General features: G+C 41.0%; 21 protein-coding genes and 1 tRNA gene. 16 read left to right on the top strand and 6 right to left on the bottom strand.

Features of this window, described 5'->3' with window-relative positions:
* Positions 1–35: 35 nt before the first annotated feature.
* The 14 genes from OKW21_RS14020 to OKW21_RS13955 all read left to right on the top strand — a co-directional run bounded on the left by OKW21_RS14020 (position 36) and on the right by OKW21_RS13955 (position 13233).
* Positions 36–407 carry a response regulator gene (locus OKW21_RS14020; protein WP_277480213.1) on the top strand — a complete coding sequence of 124 codons (372 nt, stop codon included), beginning with the start codon at positions 36–38 and terminating at the stop codon, positions 405–407.
* 96 nt (positions 408–503) lie between these two features.
* Complete coding sequence (locus OKW21_RS14015) at positions 504–1871, top strand: M28 family peptidase (RefSeq protein ID WP_277480212.1); 1368 nt, start codon at positions 504–506, stop codon at positions 1869–1871.
* A 995-nt stretch (positions 1872–2866) separates the two neighbouring features.
* Positions 2867–3664, top strand: coding sequence for a glycine/sarcosine N-methyltransferase (locus OKW21_RS14010; protein WP_277480210.1), 798 nt, complete (start codon positions 2867–2869; stop codon positions 3662–3664).
* Positions 3665–3682: 18 nt separating this feature from the next.
* Positions 3683–4510: a methyltransferase domain-containing protein gene (locus tag OKW21_RS14005; RefSeq protein ID WP_277480209.1), complete on the top strand. Its 828-nt coding sequence runs from the start codon at positions 3683–3685 to the stop codon at positions 4508–4510.
* Between the two features lie 1036 nt (positions 4511–5546).
* Positions 5547–6338: an alpha/beta hydrolase gene (locus tag OKW21_RS14000; protein WP_277480206.1), complete on the top strand. Its 792-nt coding sequence runs from the start codon at positions 5547–5549 to the stop codon at positions 6336–6338.
* 130 nt (positions 6339–6468) lie between these two features.
* The gene (locus tag OKW21_RS13995) at positions 6469–7386 is read left to right on the top strand and encodes a bestrophin family protein (RefSeq protein WP_277480205.1); all 918 of its coding nucleotides are present in this window, start codon (positions 6469–6471) and stop codon (positions 7384–7386) included.
* 154 nt (positions 7387–7540) lie between these two features.
* A complete protein-coding gene (locus OKW21_RS13990; RefSeq protein ID WP_277480204.1) occupies positions 7541–7903 on the top strand; it encodes a DoxX family protein in 363 nt (120 codons plus the stop codon).
* A gap of 5 nt (positions 7904–7908) precedes the next feature.
* Entirely contained in the window at positions 7909–8400 is a 492-nt protein-coding gene (locus OKW21_RS13985) for a glutathione peroxidase (protein ID WP_277480201.1), read from the top strand.
* Positions 8390–8842: a MarR family winged helix-turn-helix transcriptional regulator gene (locus OKW21_RS13980; protein WP_277480200.1), complete on the top strand. Its 453-nt coding sequence runs from the start codon at positions 8390–8392 to the stop codon at positions 8840–8842. The genes OKW21_RS13985 and OKW21_RS13980 overlap by 11 nt, the downstream gene beginning before the upstream one ends.
* Before the next feature lie 54 nt (positions 8843–8896).
* A complete protein-coding gene (locus tag OKW21_RS13975; RefSeq protein ID WP_277480198.1) occupies positions 8897–10330 on the top strand; it encodes a pyridoxal phosphate-dependent decarboxylase family protein in 1434 nt (477 codons plus the stop codon).
* A gap of 3 nt (positions 10331–10333) precedes the next feature.
* Complete coding sequence (locus OKW21_RS13970; RefSeq protein ID WP_277480197.1) at positions 10334–11029, top strand: pseudouridine synthase; 696 nt, start codon at positions 10334–10336, stop codon at positions 11027–11029.
* 51 nt (positions 11030–11080) lie between these two features.
* Positions 11081–11428, top strand: coding sequence for a translation initiation factor (locus OKW21_RS13965; RefSeq protein WP_277480195.1), 348 nt, complete (start codon positions 11081–11083; stop codon positions 11426–11428).
* Between the two features lie 95 nt (positions 11429–11523).
* Positions 11524–12072: a nitroreductase family protein gene (locus OKW21_RS13960; protein ID WP_277480194.1), complete on the top strand. Its 549-nt coding sequence runs from the start codon at positions 11524–11526 to the stop codon at positions 12070–12072.
* Between the two features lie 63 nt (positions 12073–12135).
* On the top strand, positions 12136–13233 hold the full coding sequence (locus tag OKW21_RS13955) for a Gfo/Idh/MocA family protein (protein ID WP_277480193.1): 1098 nt from the start codon (positions 12136–12138) through the stop codon (positions 13231–13233).
* A gap of 70 nt (positions 13234–13303) precedes the next feature.
* Here OKW21_RS13955 and OKW21_RS13950 read toward each other — a convergent pair whose 3' ends face one another.
* A complete protein-coding gene (locus OKW21_RS13950; protein WP_277480192.1) occupies positions 13304–14707 on the bottom strand; it encodes a Gfo/Idh/MocA family protein in 1404 nt (467 codons plus the stop codon).
* A gap of 204 nt (positions 14708–14911) precedes the next feature.
* On the opposite strand from OKW21_RS13950, the gene trxA reads away from it, so the two are divergent.
* Positions 14912–15691, top strand: a complete 780-nt coding sequence (trxA, locus tag OKW21_RS13945) for a thioredoxin (RefSeq protein ID WP_277480191.1) — start codon at positions 14912–14914, stop codon at positions 15689–15691.
* An 11-nt stretch (positions 15692–15702) separates the two neighbouring features.
* Positions 15703–16593 carry a metallophosphoesterase family protein gene (locus OKW21_RS13940; protein WP_277480190.1) on the top strand — a complete coding sequence of 297 codons (891 nt, stop codon included), beginning with the start codon at positions 15703–15705 and terminating at the stop codon, positions 16591–16593.
* A gap of 10 nt (positions 16594–16603) precedes the next feature.
* Here the strand turns inward: OKW21_RS13940 and OKW21_RS13935 are convergent, their stop codons facing one another.
* The 5 genes from OKW21_RS13935 to OKW21_RS13915 all read right to left on the bottom strand — a co-directional run bounded on the left by OKW21_RS13935 (position 16604) and on the right by OKW21_RS13915 (position 21388).
* A complete protein-coding gene (locus tag OKW21_RS13935) occupies positions 16604–17260 on the bottom strand; it encodes a carbohydrate-binding family 9-like protein (RefSeq protein ID WP_277480189.1) in 657 nt (218 codons plus the stop codon).
* A 524-nt stretch (positions 17261–17784) separates the two neighbouring features.
* Positions 17785–19020: an ATP-dependent Clp protease ATP-binding subunit ClpX gene (gene clpX / locus OKW21_RS13930; RefSeq protein WP_277480188.1), complete on the bottom strand. Its 1236-nt coding sequence runs from the start codon at positions 19018–19020 to the stop codon at positions 17785–17787.
* Between the two features lie 87 nt (positions 19021–19107).
* The gene (locus tag OKW21_RS13925; protein WP_277480187.1) at positions 19108–19797 is read right to left on the bottom strand and encodes a ClpP family protease; all 690 of its coding nucleotides are present in this window, start codon (positions 19795–19797) and stop codon (positions 19108–19110) included.
* Between the two features lie 85 nt (positions 19798–19882).
* Positions 19883–21217, bottom strand: a complete 1335-nt coding sequence (gene tig, locus OKW21_RS13920) for a trigger factor (protein WP_277480186.1) — start codon at positions 21215–21217, stop codon at positions 19883–19885.
* An 89-nt stretch (positions 21218–21306) separates the two neighbouring features.
* Positions 21307–21388, bottom strand: a tRNA-Leu gene (locus OKW21_RS13915).
* Between the last annotated feature and the right edge of the window lie 62 nt (positions 21389–21450).

The raw sequence follows: 21450 nt of genomic DNA, 5'->3' as shown, positions 1-21450 counted from the left end.
TAATATTGTCTGGACATCTAATTTAATGCTGCCTGATGGCTAAATATCAAAAAATATTCCTGGTTGACGATGACGATGTTGCCTGTTTCATAAACCAAAACTTAATTGAAGAATTAGGTTTTGCAACTGATGTGCAACCATTTACAGATGCAGAAGAAGTATTTCCGTATCTGAACGATAGTAAAACAAGGCCTGATCTGATTTTGTTGGATCTAAAAATGCCAGTTTTTGATGGCTTTGATTTTTTGGAAAAGTTCCAGCATCTCAGTGAAGATATTCGTTCATCCGTTAAGATTGTGGTGTTAACAACCTCTGAAAATCCTAAAGACAGAAAAAGATTGGCAAAGCTTGGATATGAAAAGTATCTGATCAAACCGTTGAACAAAAACAAGCTTGAGACTCTTTAACGCACCAACTACTTAATGTAAGAAAGTAGCCTTGCGTTTTGCCGTTTATATTCTACAAACCAGCTGATCTTTTATATCCTAACCAAACATCATAAGATGATCAAAATATTTACATTTCTTTCATCACTTTTAGCCATACCTGCATCATTAGTTGCCCAAGCTCAACTTACCGCTCCTCCGGCTGTAGATATGCGCATGTACGATATCATTGAAAATGTATCTGCTGAACGCATTGAGCAAGATATTCGCCGGCTGGCCGGCTTTGGTACACGAAACACTTTTTCCGATACAGTGTCAGACACGAGGGGAATAGGTGCTGCCCGCCGATGGGTCAAAGCTGAATTTGACAGGATTTCTGAAGATTGTGGTGGCTGCCTGGAGGTATTCTATCAGCAGGATTTTGTGGAAGAAGGCATGACGAGCCGTGTACCTAAAGATGCCTGGATCGTAAATGTGGTAGCTATTCAGAGAGGTAAGGTTCATCCCAACCAATACGTGATCATGTCGGGTGATATTGACTCCCGGGCCTCCAACTCTACTAATTATGAAATTGATGCGCCCGGAGCCAACGACAATGCATCAGGTATGGCAGGAGCTATTGAAGCCGCACGCGTACTATCGCAGTACGAGTTTCCTAACTCCATCGTTTATGTTGGCTTATCGGGCGAAGAGCAGGGACTCTTTGGTGGCAAAGGACTGGCAGAATATGCGCAGCGTGAAGACTGGGGAATAATCGGCGTGCTAAATAATGATATGATTGGGAATATTGAAGGCATAGATGGAGTGGTTGACAATCGTAGCTTTCGCATCTTTTCAGAGCCGGTACCCCCTGGCGAAACCGAGGAGGAGAGACGTTTCCGTCGTTTTACCGGAGGAGAAGTAGATGGCATCTCCCGTCAACTGGCCCGCTATGTACACCGACAGACAGAAACCTATATGCCCATGATGAACCCTATGATGATCTATCGCCTGGATAGGTTCGGGAGGGGAGGGCACCACCGTCCATTCAACGACCTTGGCATTGCCGGTATCCGTATTATGGAAGCCCATGAAAACTATAATCGGCAGCATCAGGACATACGGACTGAAAACGGAATTGAATACGGAGACGTGATTGAAGGCGTGAATTTTGAGTACGCTAAAAAACTAACGGCTGTCAATGCAATATCACTTGCCGGTTTAGGCTGGGCACCTCCTGCACCGGACAGTGTCAAAATCGGGGGTGTGGTTCAGCCATCCACCACATTGGCCTGGCAAATGTCTGATGACCCCAGCCTGGCAGGTTATAAAATCTACTGGAGAGAAACTACCGCACCTCAGTGGCAAAACAGCCGCTTTGTAGGAAAAGTAGATGAATACACCTTAGAAAATATTGTGATTGACAATTACTACTTTGGAGTGGCTGCGGTAGGTGAGGATGGTAATGAATCTGTTGTATCATTTCCTTCAGACCTGATCCGCTAGTGCATGCATAAAATTCATCAGCTGCATTTAACTTTTCTTCATCAGACGTATCTCATTTGCAAAACGCTCCAACGACTGTGAAGAAGGGACAGTTACTATGCTTTTACTAGCCAGGTACACTTCCATACATCCTAGCACAAAATATTAGCTTTAGCGGTGAAGTCAAAGCTCATTAAGATCATATACACTTTACTGCTGCGATCATCCAGTTAACGCATGCTGCTGATTTCAGCAAACTCTAGAGGGTAACGAATGGGACAGAGCTGCAAAGCAAATAATCTTGGCGCAATGCTGAAGCTTCTTAGCAGGACTGAGCGAAACCATTTCCTGGCGAGAGATGAATTAGCAGTACCAGGCAGGACTTTCAGATGATTAAATTCAGAATTATGATAATAACTAAAGTGGGAAAGCTTAAGCTTACTGCCATTGGCCAGTTAATCTAAAACAACCGCATCAGCAGAACTGTGTATGTCGCTCAAACCAAAGATATGCTGGCTTAAGTGCTACTACATTTTGTCCTGCCTACCTCTATGACTTTAGAAACTCTCAGTTTAAAGGGTAACATACAGATAATACTGACTTCACATCCTCTTCATAAGCGTATTGTATCTTTGGAAAAGCAGGGGATTATTATTTTTTTGACTCAATGCATGGGATTTTTTTAACTTTTCTTCCTCTGCGAGTAAAAAGCATCTTTGAGTGGTGCTTTTTTTTATGTTTTATATCATAAACATTTTGCACGGATATACACTTCAATATATGGTACTATATATTAAATATATTTTTTCAAGCCGTACATTATCTGCCTTTACTCTAAAGAGAAACTTAATTTTATCTATTAATATATTGTTCATTCTTTATTTTTTATTTACAAAATATTATTAATCTCATTGCAATTCAGCTTATTAAATTAAGTGGGGACGTCTTTTTTTACATCCTATAGATATAATTTACTATATTTAGGGACTTATTTAAACTAAAATTCATTTACCAGAATGACGCAAACTAAACAGCACTACGGAGAAAATCCTATTGAGGTAAGAGAAACAGATCATTACCAAATGGAGTATGTCCATAGTTTTGTAGAGAAGTGGGATCAATTGATTGACTGGGATGCCCGCGCCAAAGGTGAGAATGATTTTTTCATCAAAGTACTACAGGATTACAAAAAGAAAAAAGTATTGGATGCCGCCACGGGAACCGGCTATCATTCTGTGCAATTGTTAAACGCAGGTTTTGATGTAGTGAGCGTGGACGGAAGTCCTGTAATGCTTGCCAAAGCTTTTGACAATGCTCAAAAACATGGACATATCATCAGAACAGTGCATGCTGACTGGCGCTGGCTCAACCGTGACCTTTATGGTCGCTACGATGCCGTGATCTGCCTGGGGAACTCTTTTACGCACCTGTTTGACGAGAACGACCGTCGTAAAACTCTGGCCGAATTCTATTCTGCCCTCAAGCATGACGGTATACTAATCATAGACCAGAGAAACTATGATTCTATACTGGATCAAGGATTCTCCAGCAAGCATACTTACTACTACGCAGGTGAGAATGTGAAAGCAGAGCCTGAACATATTGATGAGGGTTTGGCACGTTTCCGCTACGAGTTTCCCGATAAGTCATCATATCATTTGAACATGTTCCCTCTAAGAAAAAATTATGTGCGTAACTTACTCTGCGAAGTAGGATTTCAGAAGGTAACTACCTACGGTGATTTCCAGGAGACCTATCAGTCTGAAGAGCCTGACTTTTTTATACATGTAGCAGAGAAATCTTATAACCCATAAATACCATTTTTTTAAATTATGGATGAAAATAAACTCGTTGAGATAACCAAAGAGTATTATAACAGCCAGGATGCCGATGAATTCTATCATACGGTATGGGGAGGAGAAGATATACACATAGGCATTTATGATGGTAGTAACACCATCAAGGAAGCTTCCCGTGAGACTGTCGTGCAAATGGCAGAAGAAATCAATCATGTTGGTGAAGCTGACAGAATATTAGATTTGGGTGCCGGCTATGGCGGTGCTGCCCGCTATCTTGCGGATAAGTACGGGTGCCATGTAGACTGCCTCAACCTGAGTACGACCGAAAATCAGCGTAATGTAGAGAAGAACCGTAAGCAGGGCTTAGACCATCTGATCAATGTGATAGAAGGTAACTTTGAAGACCTGCCTTTTGAAGATGCCAAGTACGATGTAGTCTGGTCGCAGGATGCCATATTGCATAGCAATCAAAAGTACAAAGTATTTCAGGAGGCTTCACGGGTACTCAAGCCCGGTGGTATTTTCATTTTTACTGACCCTATGCAGGCGGATGACTGTCCGGAAGGGGTGCTGGATGCCGTACTCAAACGAATTCATCTGGAAGAAATGGGCTCTATGGCCAAGTACAGAGAGTTTGCCGACCAGTTGGGACTGATGGAAATGAGAACCATTGACATGCCTGAGCAACTGGTGAACCATTATTCCAATGTGCTGAAAGGACTGCAAACGCACTATGATAAAGTGATAGAAAATGTCTCTAAAGAATATGCGGACAATATGCAGCAGGGCCTTAAGCACTGGGTGGAAGCCGGGAACCAGGGCTACCTGAACTGGGGCATCATGAAATTCAAGAAGTTTTAGCCTCAACCTATAGTTTAAACGATCAAAAGCGTTCGCTATGGCGGACGCTTTTTTTGTGCCAACCTACCAAATTCTTTGCCTCACTGGCCTATTATAGCTGAGCAAATCAGTAATTCAATATAGGGCAAACAGTACAGTGGGACACAGACCAGGGGGTGTTGAAATATAAATACATAAAGTGCAGAAGACTGTCCTTCAGGAGGAAACTTTTTGATTTAGTGCACCATATAAAGTTTGCTGCTCCTAAAAATACAGGAGTAGTAAAGCTCACGCTTCGGTATCTTTTAAAGTATGGATAAATGCTTGTAAGCCAGGGTATTGTGGATCCCCTTTCTGAACTGCGTGATCCAGTTTCACTTTCAGTTTAGCATTCCGCTTATGCGTAGCATCCTGGGTATCACCTTTGCTCAGTACCTCTTGCTGACGGGCAGTTTGCGTCTATGCTATCGCTTGGGCCTGTGCCAGTTCTTACGGACTAACATTGTAATTAGCCATATTTCTGAAACCATCTATTTTACCATAAAAGCTATAGATCTGGTTCAGTAAACCGCTGGTATCAGTTATGAGAACGCCTGCGGCCTGAAATTGCTACAAAATGCATCTCTGGCCTTCAAAAACCAGTCTGGCATGCTTTACGGGCAGACGGTACAAGCATGCTGAAGCACGGCTTATGATCGCTGCTACTTAAAGGCAGACAATTCTTGATCCAATAGCTTTTACGGAAAATTTATTTCTCACCCCACGGTCAGTGTCTCACAAAACCACAACTGGCTTCAGTCTCAGACTGAAGTTATTGCAATGAAATCAAGTCTCAGATTTGACATTATATTTACGCTTCAGTGACGAAGCGAGAATTTTTAGTTTTATAATTAATTGATAATAAGAGCTTTATAAATATGTATATATATCCTGGGTGTCTTACAGACGAAAAACGAAATATATCATTCAAAATATGGCAGAAAAGACTTCATAGGCTGCATAGTTTTTTTTGCGTAACGCAAACACTATTATAGCAGGACGTTTATGACTTAAAATAATGAAGAACTTGTTCTCAGTTTTATTAATAGTAGTTGTAGCTTACAGTGTGGCATGTGGTTTCTTATATGCATTTCAGGAAAAGCTCTTATTTTTTCCTGAGCAACTTTCCAGCGATTATGCTTTCTTATTTCCTTACCCCTTTGCAGAACTCAACTATGAGGTAGAGGATGGAGTAGTATTGAATTCCGTACTCTTTAGCACGAAAAACAGCAGGGGAGTGGTATACTACTTACATGGAAACGGCGGAGCCATCAACAGCTGGGGAGAGGGAGCAGACGTATTCTTAAGAAATGGCTATGATGTATTGTACCTGGACTACAGAGGTTACGGAAAAAGCGATGGTAACATCAGCAGTGAAGCCCAGCTCATCCGGGATGCCCAATTTGTATATGATGACCTGAAAAAAAGGTATGGAGAAAGTAATCTCGTTTTGTCCGGTACATCCATGGGTAGCGGGATTGCCATACAACTTGCTGCTCATAACAGGCCTCACAAGCTGATACTCAATTCCCCTTATGCCAGTCTGAAGCAGTTGATACGAGAGAAAGTGCCCATAGTGCCTGCCTTTATCATCAGATACAAACTGGAATCACTGCATTATCTGGATGAAGTGAATTGTCCGATGTATATCTTTCATGGAGAAGATGATCAACTGATTCCTCCCGTCCATGCCAGCGCTTTGAAAGCAGCGAAGGAAAGTATAAAGCTGAGTGTTTTGGAGGGTTACGGTCATAATGATCTGATCAGCAGCAGAGCTTATTTTAAGAAAATAAGTGAGGTGCTGAAGTGAATATGTGCTTGCTAAGAATCAGCATGCTATACATTTGAAGCGATAGAGACTTTGACCTGACTACATCATTTTTTTTTGGGAGAGGATAATGATATTTTTAGGAAACTAAACCATTTATTGAGACCAAGCTATGATCATCTCGCGTAACATTCAACTCGGGCGTATATTAAAACTTACCTGGAAAACAGACTTGTTTCTATTATTATCCTGTACACTTGCCTATATTTTTGAGGAGTACGTGCTGAGAGATTATTTTGAACTTCCTACCATTATACCTACGCTACTAGGTACCGCATTAGCATTTTTTATTGGTTTTAATAATAATCAGGCATACGATCGCTGGTGGGAGGCGCGTAAAATCTGGGGTGAACTGGTGAATGACTCCCGCTCCTGGGCCAGAGGATTGCTGTATTATTGTGGATTAAATACCAGCGCTGAACAAACAACATTGTCACAAAGACAAAGTCTTATGATCAGGAGGCACTTGGCGTTTCTGTACGCGCTAAAATCCAATCTTCGTAAAGATACTGATAATACCACTTATCAGAAATTCTTAGAGGAGGAAGAGATACAATTGGTAGCAGGGCAGTCCAATATCCATAACGCGATTCTGGAGCTACAGTCCCGGGATCTTGAAAAACTGGAGCAGCAAGCGATCATTGATGGTTTTCGCTTTATGGAAATGAATAAATTGATTGTCAGGCTATGTGATAGTATGGGGAAATCCGAACGTATAAAGAACACTGTATTTCCTACTTCTTATCACTATTTTACCCGCCTCTTCATATGGATATTCGTGATCCTGATCACCTTCGTTTGTACCCAATTGGTAGGGGCATGGTCAATCTTACTGGGCTGGCTGATCGGTTTTGTTTTTCATTCCACCCATCTTATTGGTTTATCTTTACTGAATCCATTTGATCCCATACCATCTGGTATTCCCCTGGATCAGATCACCCGGACTATTGAAATTAATCTGCTGGAAATGATGGGTGAGGAAAAATTGCCGCAGCCCATTCAGCCGGTTAACCATGAGTATGTAACCTGATCGCTTTATTATGGGAAGGCATAGTGTTTAAAAACATAATTATAGTTTATGCGTTTATATCGCGCACGACATAACCATAAAAACATAGCTTGTTAGCTAAAAACACTTCAACGAATACTTTCCAAAAATAGCAAGAATCGTCCTGGGGCCGTTTATGCTGTTTGCCGCCTTCGGACATTTGACATTTCAGCGTGCGGAGTTTCAGGCGCAGGTCCCCGACTGGATACCTCTGAGTAAAGATGTAGTAGTCATCCTCTCGGGTATTGTTGAATTTATACTTGGATTGGGCATGGTATTCTGGGTTAAGGCAAAGGTGTGGGTGGGAATAGCTTTAGCCATCTTCTATGTACTCATTTTTCCCGGAAATATTGCCCAGTATATCAATGGAACTGACGCTTTTGGACTGGATACTGACCGGGCGAGGTTGCTCCGTTTGTTTTTTCAATTGCTATTGATTTTATGGGCATTATGGTCAAGTGGTGCATTGAAAATATTAATTGAAAGATCTAAAAAATAATGAAGATGAAATCCAGATTTTATGAATTTGAAGCAGTGGATCTGCAGGGTAAGAAAGTCAATATGCGTGACTTTCAGGATAAGACAGTTTTGGTGGTGAATACGGCTAGCAAATGCGGATTAGCACCACAGTTTGACGGGCTTGAAAAACTCTATCAGAATTATAAAGATAAAGGACTGGTAGTGCTGGGCTTTCCCTCCAATCAGTTTGCAAATCAGGAACCCGGTGATGCCAAATCCATTGAAGAAGGCTGCCGCCTGAATTATGGCGTTAGCTTTCCGATGTTCTCTAAAGTAGATGTGAACGGCAAAAACGCTCATCCTATCTTCAAATACCTGAAAAGCCAGTTGAGTGGATTGTTGGGAGGCAGAATCAAATGGAATTTCACAAAATTTTTGATTGATAGTAAGGGGAAGCCGGTCAAACGCTTTGGGCCAACAGATAAACCGGAGAAAATTGATAAATACTTACGCAAAACCTTCCGTAATGAAAACTAGTCCGGAAGCTTTATGGCTGGAGAATCAGATCTGTTTTCCCCTCTATGCGGTATCCAGGATGGTTACGAAACTATATACACCTTTGTTAAATCAACTGGATATCACATATCCTCAATATTTGGTGCTTCTCATACTCTGGAAGGAAGGGCAGAAAAGTGTGACTGAGCTTAGCGGTTCACTTTTATTAGAAACCAACACCCTGACGCCCTTACTGAAAAGAATGGAAAAGAAGGCGTTGGTCCAAAGAAATCGTTCAACAACTGATGAGCGACGCGTGGAAGTGAGCCTCACTCCAAAAGGGAGCGCTTTGCAGCAAAAAGCAGTTTGTATCCCTCAACAAATCTTTGATGAGGTGCATGCTGAAGCTATGAGTGAAACTGAAACGCTACAGTTTAAAGCTACCTTGTACAAACTTTTAAATATCTTTGAGAACACAAAGTAAGTTAGAAAACTGGTGATCTTTGCATATTTTATGATCTTTGAAGGCTTAAGTGAAATGGAAAAAATGCACTCTGCTGAAGAATTTAGGAAACATGCGCACCGGATGGTTGACTGGATAGCGGATTTCTACCAGGAGATAGAAAAGTATCCGGTAAAGTCTCAGGTACAGCCGGGTGAGATTTACAATCAGCTTCCTCCATCAGCCCCTGAGCAGGGTGAGCCTATGGAGCAAATCTTCGCCGATTTTCAAAAGATCATCCTGCCGGGTGTTACCCACTGGCAGAGTCCTAATTTCTATGCTTACTTTCCTGCAAACGCAAGCTTTCCATCTATGCTAGGCGAAATGCTTATGTCCGCGCTGGGAGCGCAGTGTATGATATGGGAAACTTCTCCGGCAGCGGCCGAGCTGGAGGAGAAAGTCATGCTTTGGTTGAGAGATATCTTAGGTTTACCTAAAGCATTTTCAGGCGTAATACAAGACACTGCCTCAACTGCTACGCTATGCGCCATGCTTACAGCACGGGAAAAGAAAACCACTTCTGAAAGTAACGAAAAAGGGATTCAACACCTCAAAAAAATGCGGGTATACTGCTCTGCTGAAACCCATTCTTCGGTAGAGAAAGGTGTGAAAATCATGGGCCTGGGCAGGGAGAACCTGGTCAAAATACCGGTTGATGAAGCGCAACGTATGAGGACAGATCTGCTTAAGCTGGCAATTGAAAAAGACCTGAAAGATGATTACCAACCTCTATGTGTGGTCGCCGCGTTAGGGACCACCGGTACCCTGGCTTTTGATGACCTTGATGAAATAGCAGTAATTTGCAAGGCGTTTGATATCTGGCTGCACGTAGATGCCGCCTATGCAGGATCTGCTTTTATCCTTCCTGAATACCAGCATTATTTACAAGGCATAGAAGGAGTAGACAGCTTTGTTTTTAACCCCCACAAATGGCTGATGACTCATTTTGACTGTTCCGCTTATTTTGTCCGTGATCCCGAAGCCCTGGTTAATACATTTTCTATTTTGCCAGAATACCTTAAAACTTCCAGCCGTGGAAAAGTTAACGATTATAGAGATTGGGGAATACCCTTAGGAAGAAGGTTCAGGGCTTTAAAGGTATGGTTTGTACTGCGGAGCTTCGGCATAAATGGTTTACAGGAGACCATCAAACAACATATCAGTCTGACCGAGGAATTGGGAGCATTAATTAGGCAACAAAGTGATTTTGTGCTGAAAGTACAACGCATGAATTTATTGGCGTTTTATTATCAACCCCAAGATATTTTGGGTCAAAAACAATTGAATGACATTAATCAACAACTTATGGAACAGCTCAATGCATCAGGAAAGCTTTACCTTACCCATACCAAAGTAGACGGGCGGTTCCTCATCAGAATGGTAATCGGGCAAAGCAGCGTGGCGCGAAATCATGTGATGGAATCCTGGAAGATCATTCAGGATACTGCAAGAAAGATACATACGCCTTAAATAATGCTGGAAATCATCTATCGGGATGAGCATTTCTTAGCTATCAACAAACCACACGGATTGCTGGTTCACAGATCACGAATTGCTAAAGACGCCACAGAATTTGCCTTACAAATGTTACGTGACCAGATAGAGCAAACCGTGTATCCGGTGCATCGGCTCGACCGTAAAACAGGAGGTGTGTTGCTTTTTGCTTTAGATGAAGTCACACATAAAAAAACGCAGGAATTGTTTGCCCATAATCTGGTTAGAAAGCGGTATCTGGCAATTGTAAGGGGCTATACTGAAGATGCAGTGGAAATTGATTATCCGCTGCGAAAAGAAAATGGCAAGCTGCAGGAAGCTTACACTGAATTTAGTACTGTAAGCAGAGCAGAACTGGATATTCCCTTCGGCAGATACCTGACAGCACGCTACTCTTTGTTAAACGTACAACCTAAAACCGGAAGAATGCATCAGATTCGTAAACATTTGAGCCATATCCGCCATCCTATTATTGGAGACAGGCCCCATGGATGTAACAAGCAGAATAGATTTTTTAAAGAGCGCTGGCAAATGGACACGATGCTATTACATGCTTACCAACTTGAGTTTACGCACCCGATAAAAAATAATGCTGTTTTAATACGGGCCGGCCTTCAATCCGAGTTTCAACGAATGATGGATTTGATGCATTGGCAATCAAGTTTTGATAAATGAACAATGAATTGAATTTTTTTTAAATTTTCAATCTAAAAAAATAGATCTACTATGAGCAAAAAGAACAAGAAAAACAGGGAAGGGGTGGTTTATTCCACCAACCAGAACTTTGATTACGATTATAATGAAGCACAGGAAGAGGAGACACTTTCTCCAGCAGATCAGGATCTGCGCGTAATGCTGGATCGCAAGTCAAGAGGGGGTAAACAGGTGACACTGATCACAGGTTTTGTCGGCACCGCTGAAGATCTAAAAGAACTGGGTAAACTGCTTAAATCTAAATGTGGAGTAGGTGGCTCAGCCAAAGACGGAGAAGTATTAATACAGGGAGATGTGCGTGACAAAGTGATGGATGTGCTGCATAAAGAAGGCTATAAAGCTAAGAAGTCTGGAGGTTGAATCGGTGATACCTGGTAAGTAGTTGTTAAACAATTTGTTTCCAATACCGTAATTGTATATACAACATTTGTTTATAACATTTAATAAACTGGACTATGGAAAATACAACTACAGGTACTTTATCCACTTTGCTGGAGAAAAGATACAGTCCCAGATCATTTTCAAATGAAAGCGTGGATGAAAGTACTTTGAAAAAAATATTTGAGGCAGCTCGTTTAGCGCCTTCAAGCTATAATGAACAGCCCTGGCGATTTATTTATGCCACGAAAAGTCAAACGGAGGAGTACCAAAGACTTCTCTCATGTTTAAATGAGTTCAATCAGAGATGGGCGGAAGATGCTCCAGTTCTCATAGTAGGAGTCGCTAAAAAAACCTTTTCTTCTAACGGCAAAGTTAATCGCCATGCCTGGTACGATACGGGTGCAGCCGTAAGTTTTATGACATTAAAGGCTACTGAAGAAGATCTATATATGCATCAGATGGCTGGCTTTATGCCCCAAAAAGCTGTTGAAGTGCTTAACATTCCCGAAGGGTACGAACCTATCGTTATGATGGCTATGGGTTATCTGGGAAACAGTGACAGGCCTAACAAAGAAAGAAAAGCTGTTGAAGAAATAGCTTTTAAGGGAATCTGGCAACTATAAGAACAGTATTAGCTACTTCTTACTTCTCTTGTTGAGTACGGCAATTCCCTTATATTTACAGGCATGAGAAGAATAGTTATCATCAGCAGCCTACTCCTATGTATAATTTCAATGCCTCTTACTGCGCAAGATAAAACCAGTGTGAAAATTGGTGTTGCAGGTTTGGTACATGATCATGTACACTGGATTTTACGTCAGGCTAAAGAAGGAGAAGTCAATATAGTAGGTATCGCTGAGCCTAATCGCGCATTGGCCCGACGCTATGCCGATCAGTATGGGTTTAGCATGGATATTGTTTATCCGGATATTGAGAGCATGCTGGAAGCAACTGAGCCGGAAGCAGTTACAGCATTCAATGAAATAAGTAACCACCTGGCCGTTGTTCAGGCCTGCGCTCCAAAAAACATAGATGTAATGGTGGAAAAGCCACTGGCTACGAATATGGGAGATGCCCGTGAAATCGCCAAACTTGCCCATCAGTATGATATAGAAGTAATCACCAACTATGAAACCACCTGGTATCCTTCTAATCATAGAGTGTACGCTGAAGTGCATGATAAAAACTCTATCGGAGAACTGCGCAAAGTTGTAGTGAGGGATGGCCACAAAGGTCCCAAAGAAATCGGAGTGAGCGGTGAGTTTCTAAGCTGGCTGACTGACCCTGAAAAGAATGGGGGAGGGGCATTGGTTGATTTTGGTTGTTATGGTGCTAACCTCATTACCTGGCTGATGAAGGGACAAAGACCGGAAAGCATAAGTGCGGTAGTACAACAAATTAAGCCGGAAATTTATCCCCGGGTGGACGATGAGGCGACTATTATAGTAACTTATCCACAATCGCAGGGTATTATTCAGGCTTCCTGGAACTGGCCTTTTAGTAGAAAAGATATGTCAGTTTATGGTAAGACAGGCTATATATATGCCTTGAATGCGGAAGATATGAAAATCAGAAAAGATGGAGAACCTGAGGAGGAGTTTAAGGTTGAGGATTCAGCCTTTCCCTTTCAAGATCCTTTTGAATATTTATCAGCGGTTGTGCGTAAAGAAGTGATAGTCAAACCTTCTGATCTTTCTTCTTTGGAAAACAACCTAATCGTAGTTGAGATATTGGATGCCGCTAAATTATCGGCTTCATCTGGAAGTACGATTTATCTACGATAATGAAAGGGTTTAAATAGTAATGCCTTACTTCAAAATCGTAGAAGTAAGGCATTAATTGCGTTGATATGAATTAACTTAAAGTCCAGCCATCACGATAATCACGACTCAGGTGTTTGTTAGCTTCAGGCTTATTGGTAAACTCCATTTTCTTACCATCATAACGTAGTGTTTCGCCTGGAGTGTGTAGGGCCACAACACCCAGTAACATAGTTTCAGTAAGCGGTGCCGCATACTCAAACGGGCTGCATGCTTTTTCTTCACCTAATATCGCTCTTATCCAGTTCATCTCATGCGCGTCGCGCCCACCTTCTATTCTCTCATAAGTCTGGGGAACATCAGCATACTCCTGCATCAAGGATTGAGGATACATCTGAGGGTTTGAACCATAAGTTTCGTGCATCAGTATACCTTTCTCACCTTCAAAGATAACCCCACCTCCTCTGTCCAGTTTTACCTCATCAGGTAATACTGAGGGGCGGGAAGGCATCAATCCTCCATCATACCAGTGCATCTCTACTTCGGGATACATACCGCGGGCAGGGAAGGTATAATGCACGGTGGTGGCCAGTGGATAAGAAACTTTGCTGTCATCTTCTCCTCCCCAGGGAGTTGAAGAAGCTTCTACGGTGTCGGGGTAATCAAGCCCTAAAGCCCAGTAAGGGTGGTCAATCAGGTGAGCTCCCATGTCGCCCAAGGCTCCTACACCATAATCTGTCCAGCCTCTCCAGGCAAATGGATGATACTCAGGGCTATACTCCACATAAGGAGCAGGGCCAAGGAAAATATCCCAGGCCAGGTCTTTTGGAACTTTTGCCTTGCCTTCAGGACGGTCAATACCCTGTGGCCAGATAGGACGGTTAGTCCAGACATGTACCTTACGTACCGGGCCTATGGCACCTGCCTGTATCCATTCGTTGATACGGCGTGCATCATCGCTGGAGTGTCCCTGGTTTCCCATTTGGGTTACTACGCCGGTTTCCTGAGCAGTTTTTCGGAGCGTACGTGCCTCATGCACAGTGTATGTTAGAGGTTTTTGTACGTAAACATGTTTGCCCATTTTCATAGCCATATTAGCCGCAGCAGCATGGACATGATCAGGTGTGGCGATCACCACTGCATCAATATCTTTCTGGTTTTCCAGCATCTCACGAAAATCCTTATACCATTTTGCCTTTTCATATGCTGCTCTCAAGTCAGCACGACTATCTCTGGAGACAGACTCTCTTACCCAATTGTGGTCGCAGTCAGCCAGCGCAACGATATTTTGACTGGTCAGGCGGCTCATGTTAGAAGCACCCATACCCCCGGCTCCGATGGCGGCAACATTTACCGTGTCACTGGGCGCTTTGTATCCTTTACCTCCAATGACATGGCGGGGAACGATCATGAATGACGCTGCTGACATGGCAGAGCCTTTCAAAAAATCTCTCCTTTGCATTGCTTTACCTTTTTGCTTAGGTTGTTTTTTCATCATGAATTGTGTTAATAAAAAATGTAATTTAAACTTTTCAACATTGTCCTGAATTTAAAATAAATTACACTGAATTAGAAGCCATTTTTAATTTTGGGCCTATTTACTGAGTAACCCAATTTCAATTAATAAGTAGATACCCTCTGAGGAGTATACAGGGTTTGAAAATTTAATAGTTACGAAAACAAAATTATAGAAGAAGAGAAGATGACAAACTTTGAGGAAAGTGTTTTGATGAGGAGTCAGCAGGTACCTGTGGTCGTAGATTTCTGGGCTCCCTGGTGCGGGCCATGCCAGACTTTGGGTCCTGTCATTGAAGGGTTAGCAAAAGAGGCAGGGGGTAAGTGGGAACTGGTTAAGGTAAATACCGATGAGCAACAGGAAATTTCCGCTAGATATAAAATTCGTGGAATCCCAGCTGTGAAAATGTTTTATATGGGAGAGGTAAAGGCTGAGTTTACCGGTGTACTACCTAAGCATCAAATTGAGAAATGGCTGGCTGAGAACCTTCCCGATGAGCAGAATAATCAACTAACCAAATTGGTAGATGCTCTTTTTACCTATCAACATGCTGAAGCAGTAAGAGGACTTGAAAAATTTGTAATTGAGCAGCCTGCTATGCAGGAAGCCCAACTTTGGTTAGCAGCATCATCATTAGGTACGCATCCAGAGAGAGCAGAGGTAAAACTTCCTGAAAACCATACATTATACGAGCTCTCAAAGCAAGTTAAGAGTCTGGCCGAGGTGATGACTTGTCAGGAAGAAGCTAGTCCCAAATTAGCCGAGAAAATAAAGTCAGCTCAGGAAGCTTTAAAGCAATATAATTACGAAGCAACTATCAAGTCATTAATTGAGGCTACTATGATAGATAAAAATTATTGTAATGAACTCCCCCGTCGTGCTTCGGTCGCTTTATTTCTGATGCTGGGTGAACACCATCCTATTACCAAGAATTATCGTCGTCAGTTTAACATGGCTCTTTATTAAATTTTTAAATTATGCCGGGCTTTTTTTTCAACCCCATCTCCAGAAAGACTTTTATCAGGCAAAGTGCCACATTGGTTGGCGCTGCTACGGTAGGTAGCGCATTGTTTACTCATGCTTCAACACCTAAAAGAGAACTTCATTTCGCATTACTTTCGGATACACACATAGCTGAGGACAAATTAAATGAATACCGAGGCTTTTTCCCTTATCAAAACCTTCAAAAGGTGGTAGATCAGCTGAGAAATTTTAAGCATGAAGGGTTGATTATCAATGGAGATGTAGCACGACTGGAAGGAAAAGTAGGAGACTACCAAACAGTAAAAAACTTACTTAGGCCGTTGGCTAATAATTTTCCCATCCACATGGGTTTGGGAAATCACGATGATAGAGAACCTTTTTTTAATGTATTTCCTGATAATGAAACAGCAAAGCTTGAAGGAAAACATGTAAGTATCATTGAAAGTGATCCGGTAAGAATAATCATACTGGATTCACTACTCTATGTAAATAAGGTGGCAGGTTTATTAGGAGAGTCCCAAAGAAAATGGCTTACAAGCTATCTGAAAACTTCAGATAATAAACCTACAGTTTTATTCGTACACCATACTTTAGGTGATGGAGACACCGATCTGCTGGACGCCAACCGTATGTTTGAAATTATTCGCCCTTATCAAAAGGTCAAAGCAATCTTTTATGGGCACTCACATCGCTATCATATAGAAAAAAAAGAAAATATCTATCTGGTTAATCTCCCCGCTGTAGGCTACAATTTTAAAGACGATCAACCTATTGGTTGGGTAGATGCAGTTTTTGATGAAAAAGGCGTAAAGCTTAGTTTACAGGCAATAGGGGGAAATATGGGTGAAAATGCCAAGCTTTCCGAATTGAAATGGAAAGCTTAAAGTCGTTTTGTCACTCAAAGATGAAAGTCCCGAACTTTTTATATTCATGGAAACTTCCACTGGTAGGTTGCCATTGCCAGTATAGAGGTTGATCTGAATCGTAATCTATTCTATACATATTGGCTCTCCATTGAGTGCCTTTCTTGGGGGGAACATTGCCGAGAGGCTTAAGTAGGGTATAAGGAATGAAGAACTCTGCAGTCCAACCTTCCACATTTGCCATGCTTTCTTTTTTTCCTCCCTGTACTGAAGTAGCATGTTGGGTACGTCTATCCCCTTCATAATGCCAGGGTCTCCAGCCATAAAAATCATCACTAGTTCTGGGAATAAGTATAGGAAGTTCATAATCCAGCGGGGACAGCTCATACTCAAAATAAATAGGCATTGCTTCCTCTGTCCATAGAAAGACTTCCACCACATCTTCATTAAACAGGTTGGCAAAGTCTTCGGTAAGTGTGGCGGTAAGCTGATTATCTTCACATTGAATTAAAAAATAAATTCCAGTTTCAGAATACACTACTTTTGCCTGAGTAAGCATGTCCTGACCTTCTCCATGTCGCAATGGAAGTTTTACCCATGATATATCTTTCCACTGAGAAGCATTACCGGCTCCATCGACAGAAAAATCTGTAACCTTGGATATATATAAAGTAGTATTCTGACTCATACAGATTAAGGGAAAAGTTGATAGAATGATTAATAAGAAAGTTAAACGCTGCATTTAGTTTTTTTTCAAGATAAAAAAAAAGGTAGGCTAAAAGCCACACCTTTTTTTGAAATTAATGAAGAAGCAAACAGTTAAAGTCTATTGGTAATACTGGTCTGGTTTATACACAGAAAAAAATACTTTGAGTAATGAGGGTTAATCAACTGACTAAACCGCAGTATAAACCTCTTATGAAGTAAATGAAATATAGAAATAGCGAGATGTTGACAATAAGATAAAAATGTATAAAGGCCGGACACAGGAGGTTTTGCTTGATAAGCTGTCAACATGTTAGTGGTCAAAGGTTGATAATGTCACTTAATTTAAGCTTTTTTTGACAAATAGGAAACAAAACATGGGTAAAAGACTGAAGATATTATTTGAGTAATATGAAATATTGCTTTCATTAAATTAATGGTGAAAAATAAAAAAATCCCGGGCCTAAACAGGCACGGGAAAGATTAAAATTTCTAAAGGGTTGTTATTTAGGCAGCAGAAAGACGCTTAAACTTAGATTTTTCAAATTTCTCCTGTGCATAATTTCTGTCAATTGTAAAAGCTTTTATGTCTTTTTGCGAAGGTAGCTCAAACATCGCATCCGTAATTATTGCTTCACAAATAGAGCGTAAACCTCTGGCTCCTAGCTTAAACTCCATCGCTTTTTCCACAATATATTCCAAGGCAGTTTCCTCAAATGAAACTTCTATATTTTCCATGTTGAAGAGTTTTTTATACTGTTTCGTTAGAGCATTTTTAGGCTCAGTGAGGATCATTTTAAGCGTTTCTTTGCCTAATGGATCAAGATGTGTGATCACTGGCAAACGACCTATAAGTTCAGGTATCAGGCCAAAGTGACGAAGGTCAAGTGCAGTGATATATTGCAGAAGGTTATCTTTATCAATGTGTTGATCAGAGATGTTTACACTGCTGCCTGAGAATCCTAAAGGTTTGGTATTCAATCGGTTAGCTATCATTCTAGAAATGCCATCAAAAGCTCCCCCACAAATAAAGAGGATATTTTCAGTATTGATGGAGATCATTTTCTGGTCAGGGTGCTTTCTGCCTCCCTGCGGAGGAACATTAACCTGCGTACCTTCCAGAAGTTTGAGCAGTGCTTGTTGAACACCTTCACCACTTACGTCACGTGTAATAGAGGGATTGTCTGATTTTCTGGCGATTTTATCGATCTCATCTATATATACGATGCCTCTTTCCGCCGATTCCACATCGTAATCAGCTGCCTGTAGCAATCTGGTCAAAATGCTTTCTACATCTTCGCCCACATAACCCGCCTCGGTAAGTACCGTAGCATCAGCAATACAGAAAGGAACTTGTAAAATACGGGCAAGATTTCTGGCGAGATAGGTTTTACCTGTACCGGTTTCCCCTGCCATGATAATATTAGACTTTTCTATGGCTATCTCTTCCTCATCCTGCTTTTGCATCAATCTTTTGTAGTGATTGTATACGGCAACAGAGATTACTTTTTTAGCTTCTTCCTGACCGACCACATATTGGTCCAGATATTTTTTTATATCAATGGGCTTCATGAGGTTAAACTCCGGAGACTTACCTTTACTCTTGACCTTCAATTCTTCGTCCAGAATCTGTTGCGCCTGATTGATACAGTAATTACAGATGTGAGCGTTAATACCTGATATCATCAGGTCTACATCTTTTTTATTTCTTCCACAAAATGAACAAGTTACTTGTTGTGGCATATTACGTTGTTACTTTCGTTAATACAATAAAAATAGTGACAGTTTGTTTAGAAACGAACTGTCACTCATACTAGTTCTGCCTACTAATTAATTTTCCTTTTTGCGAGCACTATTTCTGTCCAGAACTTCGTCAATGATACCGTATTCTTTGGCTTCAGAAGGACGCATCCAGAAGTCAAGGTCAGAATCTTTTTCAATTTTCTCGTAAGGCTGACCGGAGTGGGAAGATAATATATTGTAAAGATCTTTACGTAGTTCCTGCATTTGTCTCAGTGTTACTTCCATATCTCTGGATTTTCCCTGCATACCTCCGCTAGGCTGGTGAATCATGATACGAGCATGGGGAAGGGCAGATCGCTTGTCTTTTGCACCTCCAGCCAGTAGCACCGCTCCCATAGAAGCAGCCATACCCGTACAAATAGTGGCAACATCAGGATTTACATATTGCATGGTATCGTATATTCCCAGACCGGCATAAACTGAGCCTCCAGGGCTGTTTACATACAGTAAAATATCTTTTTTCGGGTCAACAGATTCCAGAAAAAGAAGCTGTGCTGTAATGATATTAGCGATATTTTCTTCTACCTGCATGCCTAAAAAAATAATTCTGTCCATGATCAGGCGAGAAAAAACATCAATTTCACGGAAGTTAGTAGGGCGTTCTTCAATGACAGCCCGGGTCATGTTTTCTACACGTTCAGTGTATTGATCAAAAGTATTTCCGCTGATGTTCTGTCCTTTCACAGCAAACTTGCGAAATTCGTCTTTGTTAATCATATGATGGTTTGTTAATGATGTTTAAAAATAAAAAAGAGTCCTTAATTTAAAGACTCTTTTTGACAACGAAAATTGTACGGATGAGTTATTGTCTTTTATCCACTTCTTCTTTAAAGTCATCTACTGTAATTTTTTTCTCTTCAAGTGTAGCATTTTCCTTAATGAAGTCAAATATCTTCTCTGTTCGGGCCTGATTAAATACCTGCATGTAGTTATTACCATTTTCACCTTGCAGGTAATTATCAACAAAGGGGTCAAGGTTATCACCCAATTGTCCCAGCAAGCCAGATTGCCCCAACTGTGCTTCTATCATCTCACGAGCTTTTTCTTTCACATCATCATGCTCTACCTTAATTTCTTTGTCTTCTGAAATTTTATTAACAATCAAATTCCAGCGAAGGTCACGTACATAATCCTCAAACTCTTTGTCAATCTGCTCCTGAGTAATATTTCCTTCGTTTTTTTCTAATAACCATCTTTTCAGGAATTCCTCAGGAATCTCAAATTCAGTATTATCCACTAAGGTATTCCGGATATCAAGCATCAGCAGGTTGTCAGTTTCACGATCATAATTCTCCTGCATCGTTTCTTTCACCTTCTCACGAAATTCTTCTTCTGTCTTGACCGCATCTTTCCCAAATACTTTGTCAAAGAACTCCTGGTTAAGTTCACCTGGCTTTCTATGCAGGATAGATTCTATGTTGAAAGTAAACTCCCCTTTAACTTCAGCAACTTCTTCTGGAGTTTTAGCTAAAAGAGTAGCTACTTCAGAGTCTTCGGGATGCGTTTCACGAATATCAAAAACAACATCATCTCCTTTTTTTGCACCAATGAAGACTTTGGACTGCTTTTCATCCAGTTGTTTAAGGTCTATTGAAGTTTCGTTTTCAATGTCATTACCAATTACTTTACCATTGACAATATCACCTTCACCTACTACATCCACATTTTCAGTGTCATTGAATTGCTCTCTTAGATTTTCAATGGTTTCATCAATCTCCTTATCACCTAATTGGAGTTTGTATTTGGTGATTTTAAGTTTATCAGAAACGTCGTACTCAAATTCATTTACGAAGCCGACATCATAAGTAAACTCAAAATCTTTCTGGTTTTCCCAGTCAATGTTTTCAGCATTTTCATAATTAGGCAAGGGTTCACCTACTAAATTCAAATCCTGATCTTTGATGTATTTTGGCAAAGACTGAGAAATGAGCTGGTTGATCTCTTCTACTTTGATGCCTTTGCCGTACATTTTTTTGATGATCGCCGGGGGTACCTTTCCAGGACGGAAACCTTTTAGGTTAGCTTTTTTACGGTACTCCTTTACTTTTTCTTCTATCTGAGGTTGATAATCTTCCTCCTTTAAATTAATTTTAATAGAAGCTTGTGTATTGCTTTTCTTGTCAAGTGTGATATCCAAAGCCGAAGAAATTTTAAATTAAAAAACTAAAAACCCTCAACCTCAGTTCCACAAATTTCATGAATTCTGAGAAGAGGGTTTTACTTTTGTGCGGATAGAGGGAGTCGAACCCCCACGCCTTGCGGCGCTAGATCCTAAGTCTAGTGCGTCTACCAATTCCGCCATATCCGCCTTTCGGAAAAGAGATTGCAAATTTAAATCAATTAATCAGTTTATCAACATCAATCCGATTT

Source organism: Catalinimonas alkaloidigena (assembly GCF_029504655.1).
GTDB lineage: Bacteria > Bacteroidota > Bacteroidia > Cytophagales > Cyclobacteriaceae > Catalinimonas > Catalinimonas alkaloidigena.
This window is presented reverse-complemented; position numbering and strand designations above follow the sequence as displayed.

What these genes read in the sequence shown, in the direction of transcription:
- OKW21_RS14020 (WP_277480213.1), top strand. Translation starts at nt 36, where the DNA reads ATGGCTAAATATCAAAAAATATTCCTGGTTGACGATGACGATGTTGCC.
- trxA (WP_277480191.1), top strand. Translation starts at nt 14,912, where the DNA reads ATGACAAACTTTGAGGAAAGTGTTTTGATGAGGAGTCAGCAGGTACCT.
- OKW21_RS13990 (WP_277480204.1), top strand. Translation starts at nt 7,541, where the DNA reads ATGCTGTTTGCCGCCTTCGGACATTTGACATTTCAGCGTGCGGAGTTT.
- OKW21_RS13960 (WP_277480194.1), top strand. Translation starts at nt 11,524, where the DNA reads ATGGAAAATACAACTACAGGTACTTTATCCACTTTGCTGGAGAAAAGA.
- OKW21_RS14000 (WP_277480206.1), top strand. Translation starts at nt 5,547, where the DNA reads ATGAAGAACTTGTTCTCAGTTTTATTAATAGTAGTTGTAGCTTACAGT.
- OKW21_RS14005 (WP_277480209.1), top strand. Translation starts at nt 3,683, where the DNA reads ATGGATGAAAATAAACTCGTTGAGATAACCAAAGAGTATTATAACAGC.
- OKW21_RS13975 (WP_277480198.1), top strand. Translation starts at nt 8,897, where the DNA reads ATGGAAAAAATGCACTCTGCTGAAGAATTTAGGAAACATGCGCACCGG.
- OKW21_RS13995 (WP_277480205.1), top strand. Translation starts at nt 6,469, where the DNA reads ATGATCATCTCGCGTAACATTCAACTCGGGCGTATATTAAAACTTACC.
- OKW21_RS13985 (WP_277480201.1), top strand. Translation starts at nt 7,909, where the DNA reads ATGAAATCCAGATTTTATGAATTTGAAGCAGTGGATCTGCAGGGTAAG.
- OKW21_RS13950 (WP_277480192.1), bottom strand. Translation starts at nt 14,707, where the DNA reads ATGATGAAAAAACAACCTAAGCAAAAAGGTAAAGCAATGCAAAGGAGA.
- OKW21_RS13955 (WP_277480193.1), top strand. Translation starts at nt 12,136, where the DNA reads ATGAGAAGAATAGTTATCATCAGCAGCCTACTCCTATGTATAATTTCA.
- OKW21_RS13970 (WP_277480197.1), top strand. Translation starts at nt 10,334, where the DNA reads ATGCTGGAAATCATCTATCGGGATGAGCATTTCTTAGCTATCAACAAA.
- clpX (WP_277480188.1), bottom strand. Translation starts at nt 19,020, where the DNA reads ATGCCACAACAAGTAACTTGTTCATTTTGTGGAAGAAATAAAAAAGAT.
- OKW21_RS13940 (WP_277480190.1), top strand. Translation starts at nt 15,703, where the DNA reads ATGCCGGGCTTTTTTTTCAACCCCATCTCCAGAAAGACTTTTATCAGG.
- OKW21_RS13925 (WP_277480187.1), bottom strand. Translation starts at nt 19,797, where the DNA reads ATGATTAACAAAGACGAATTTCGCAAGTTTGCTGTGAAAGGACAGAAC.
- OKW21_RS14015 (WP_277480212.1), top strand. Translation starts at nt 504, where the DNA reads ATGATCAAAATATTTACATTTCTTTCATCACTTTTAGCCATACCTGCA.
- OKW21_RS14010 (WP_277480210.1), top strand. Translation starts at nt 2,867, where the DNA reads ATGACGCAAACTAAACAGCACTACGGAGAAAATCCTATTGAGGTAAGA.
- OKW21_RS13980 (WP_277480200.1), top strand. Translation starts at nt 8,390, where the DNA reads ATGAAAACTAGTCCGGAAGCTTTATGGCTGGAGAATCAGATCTGTTTT.
- OKW21_RS13965 (WP_277480195.1), top strand. Translation starts at nt 11,081, where the DNA reads ATGAGCAAAAAGAACAAGAAAAACAGGGAAGGGGTGGTTTATTCCACC.
- OKW21_RS13935 (WP_277480189.1), bottom strand. Translation starts at nt 17,260, where the DNA reads ATGAGTCAGAATACTACTTTATATATATCCAAGGTTACAGATTTTTCT.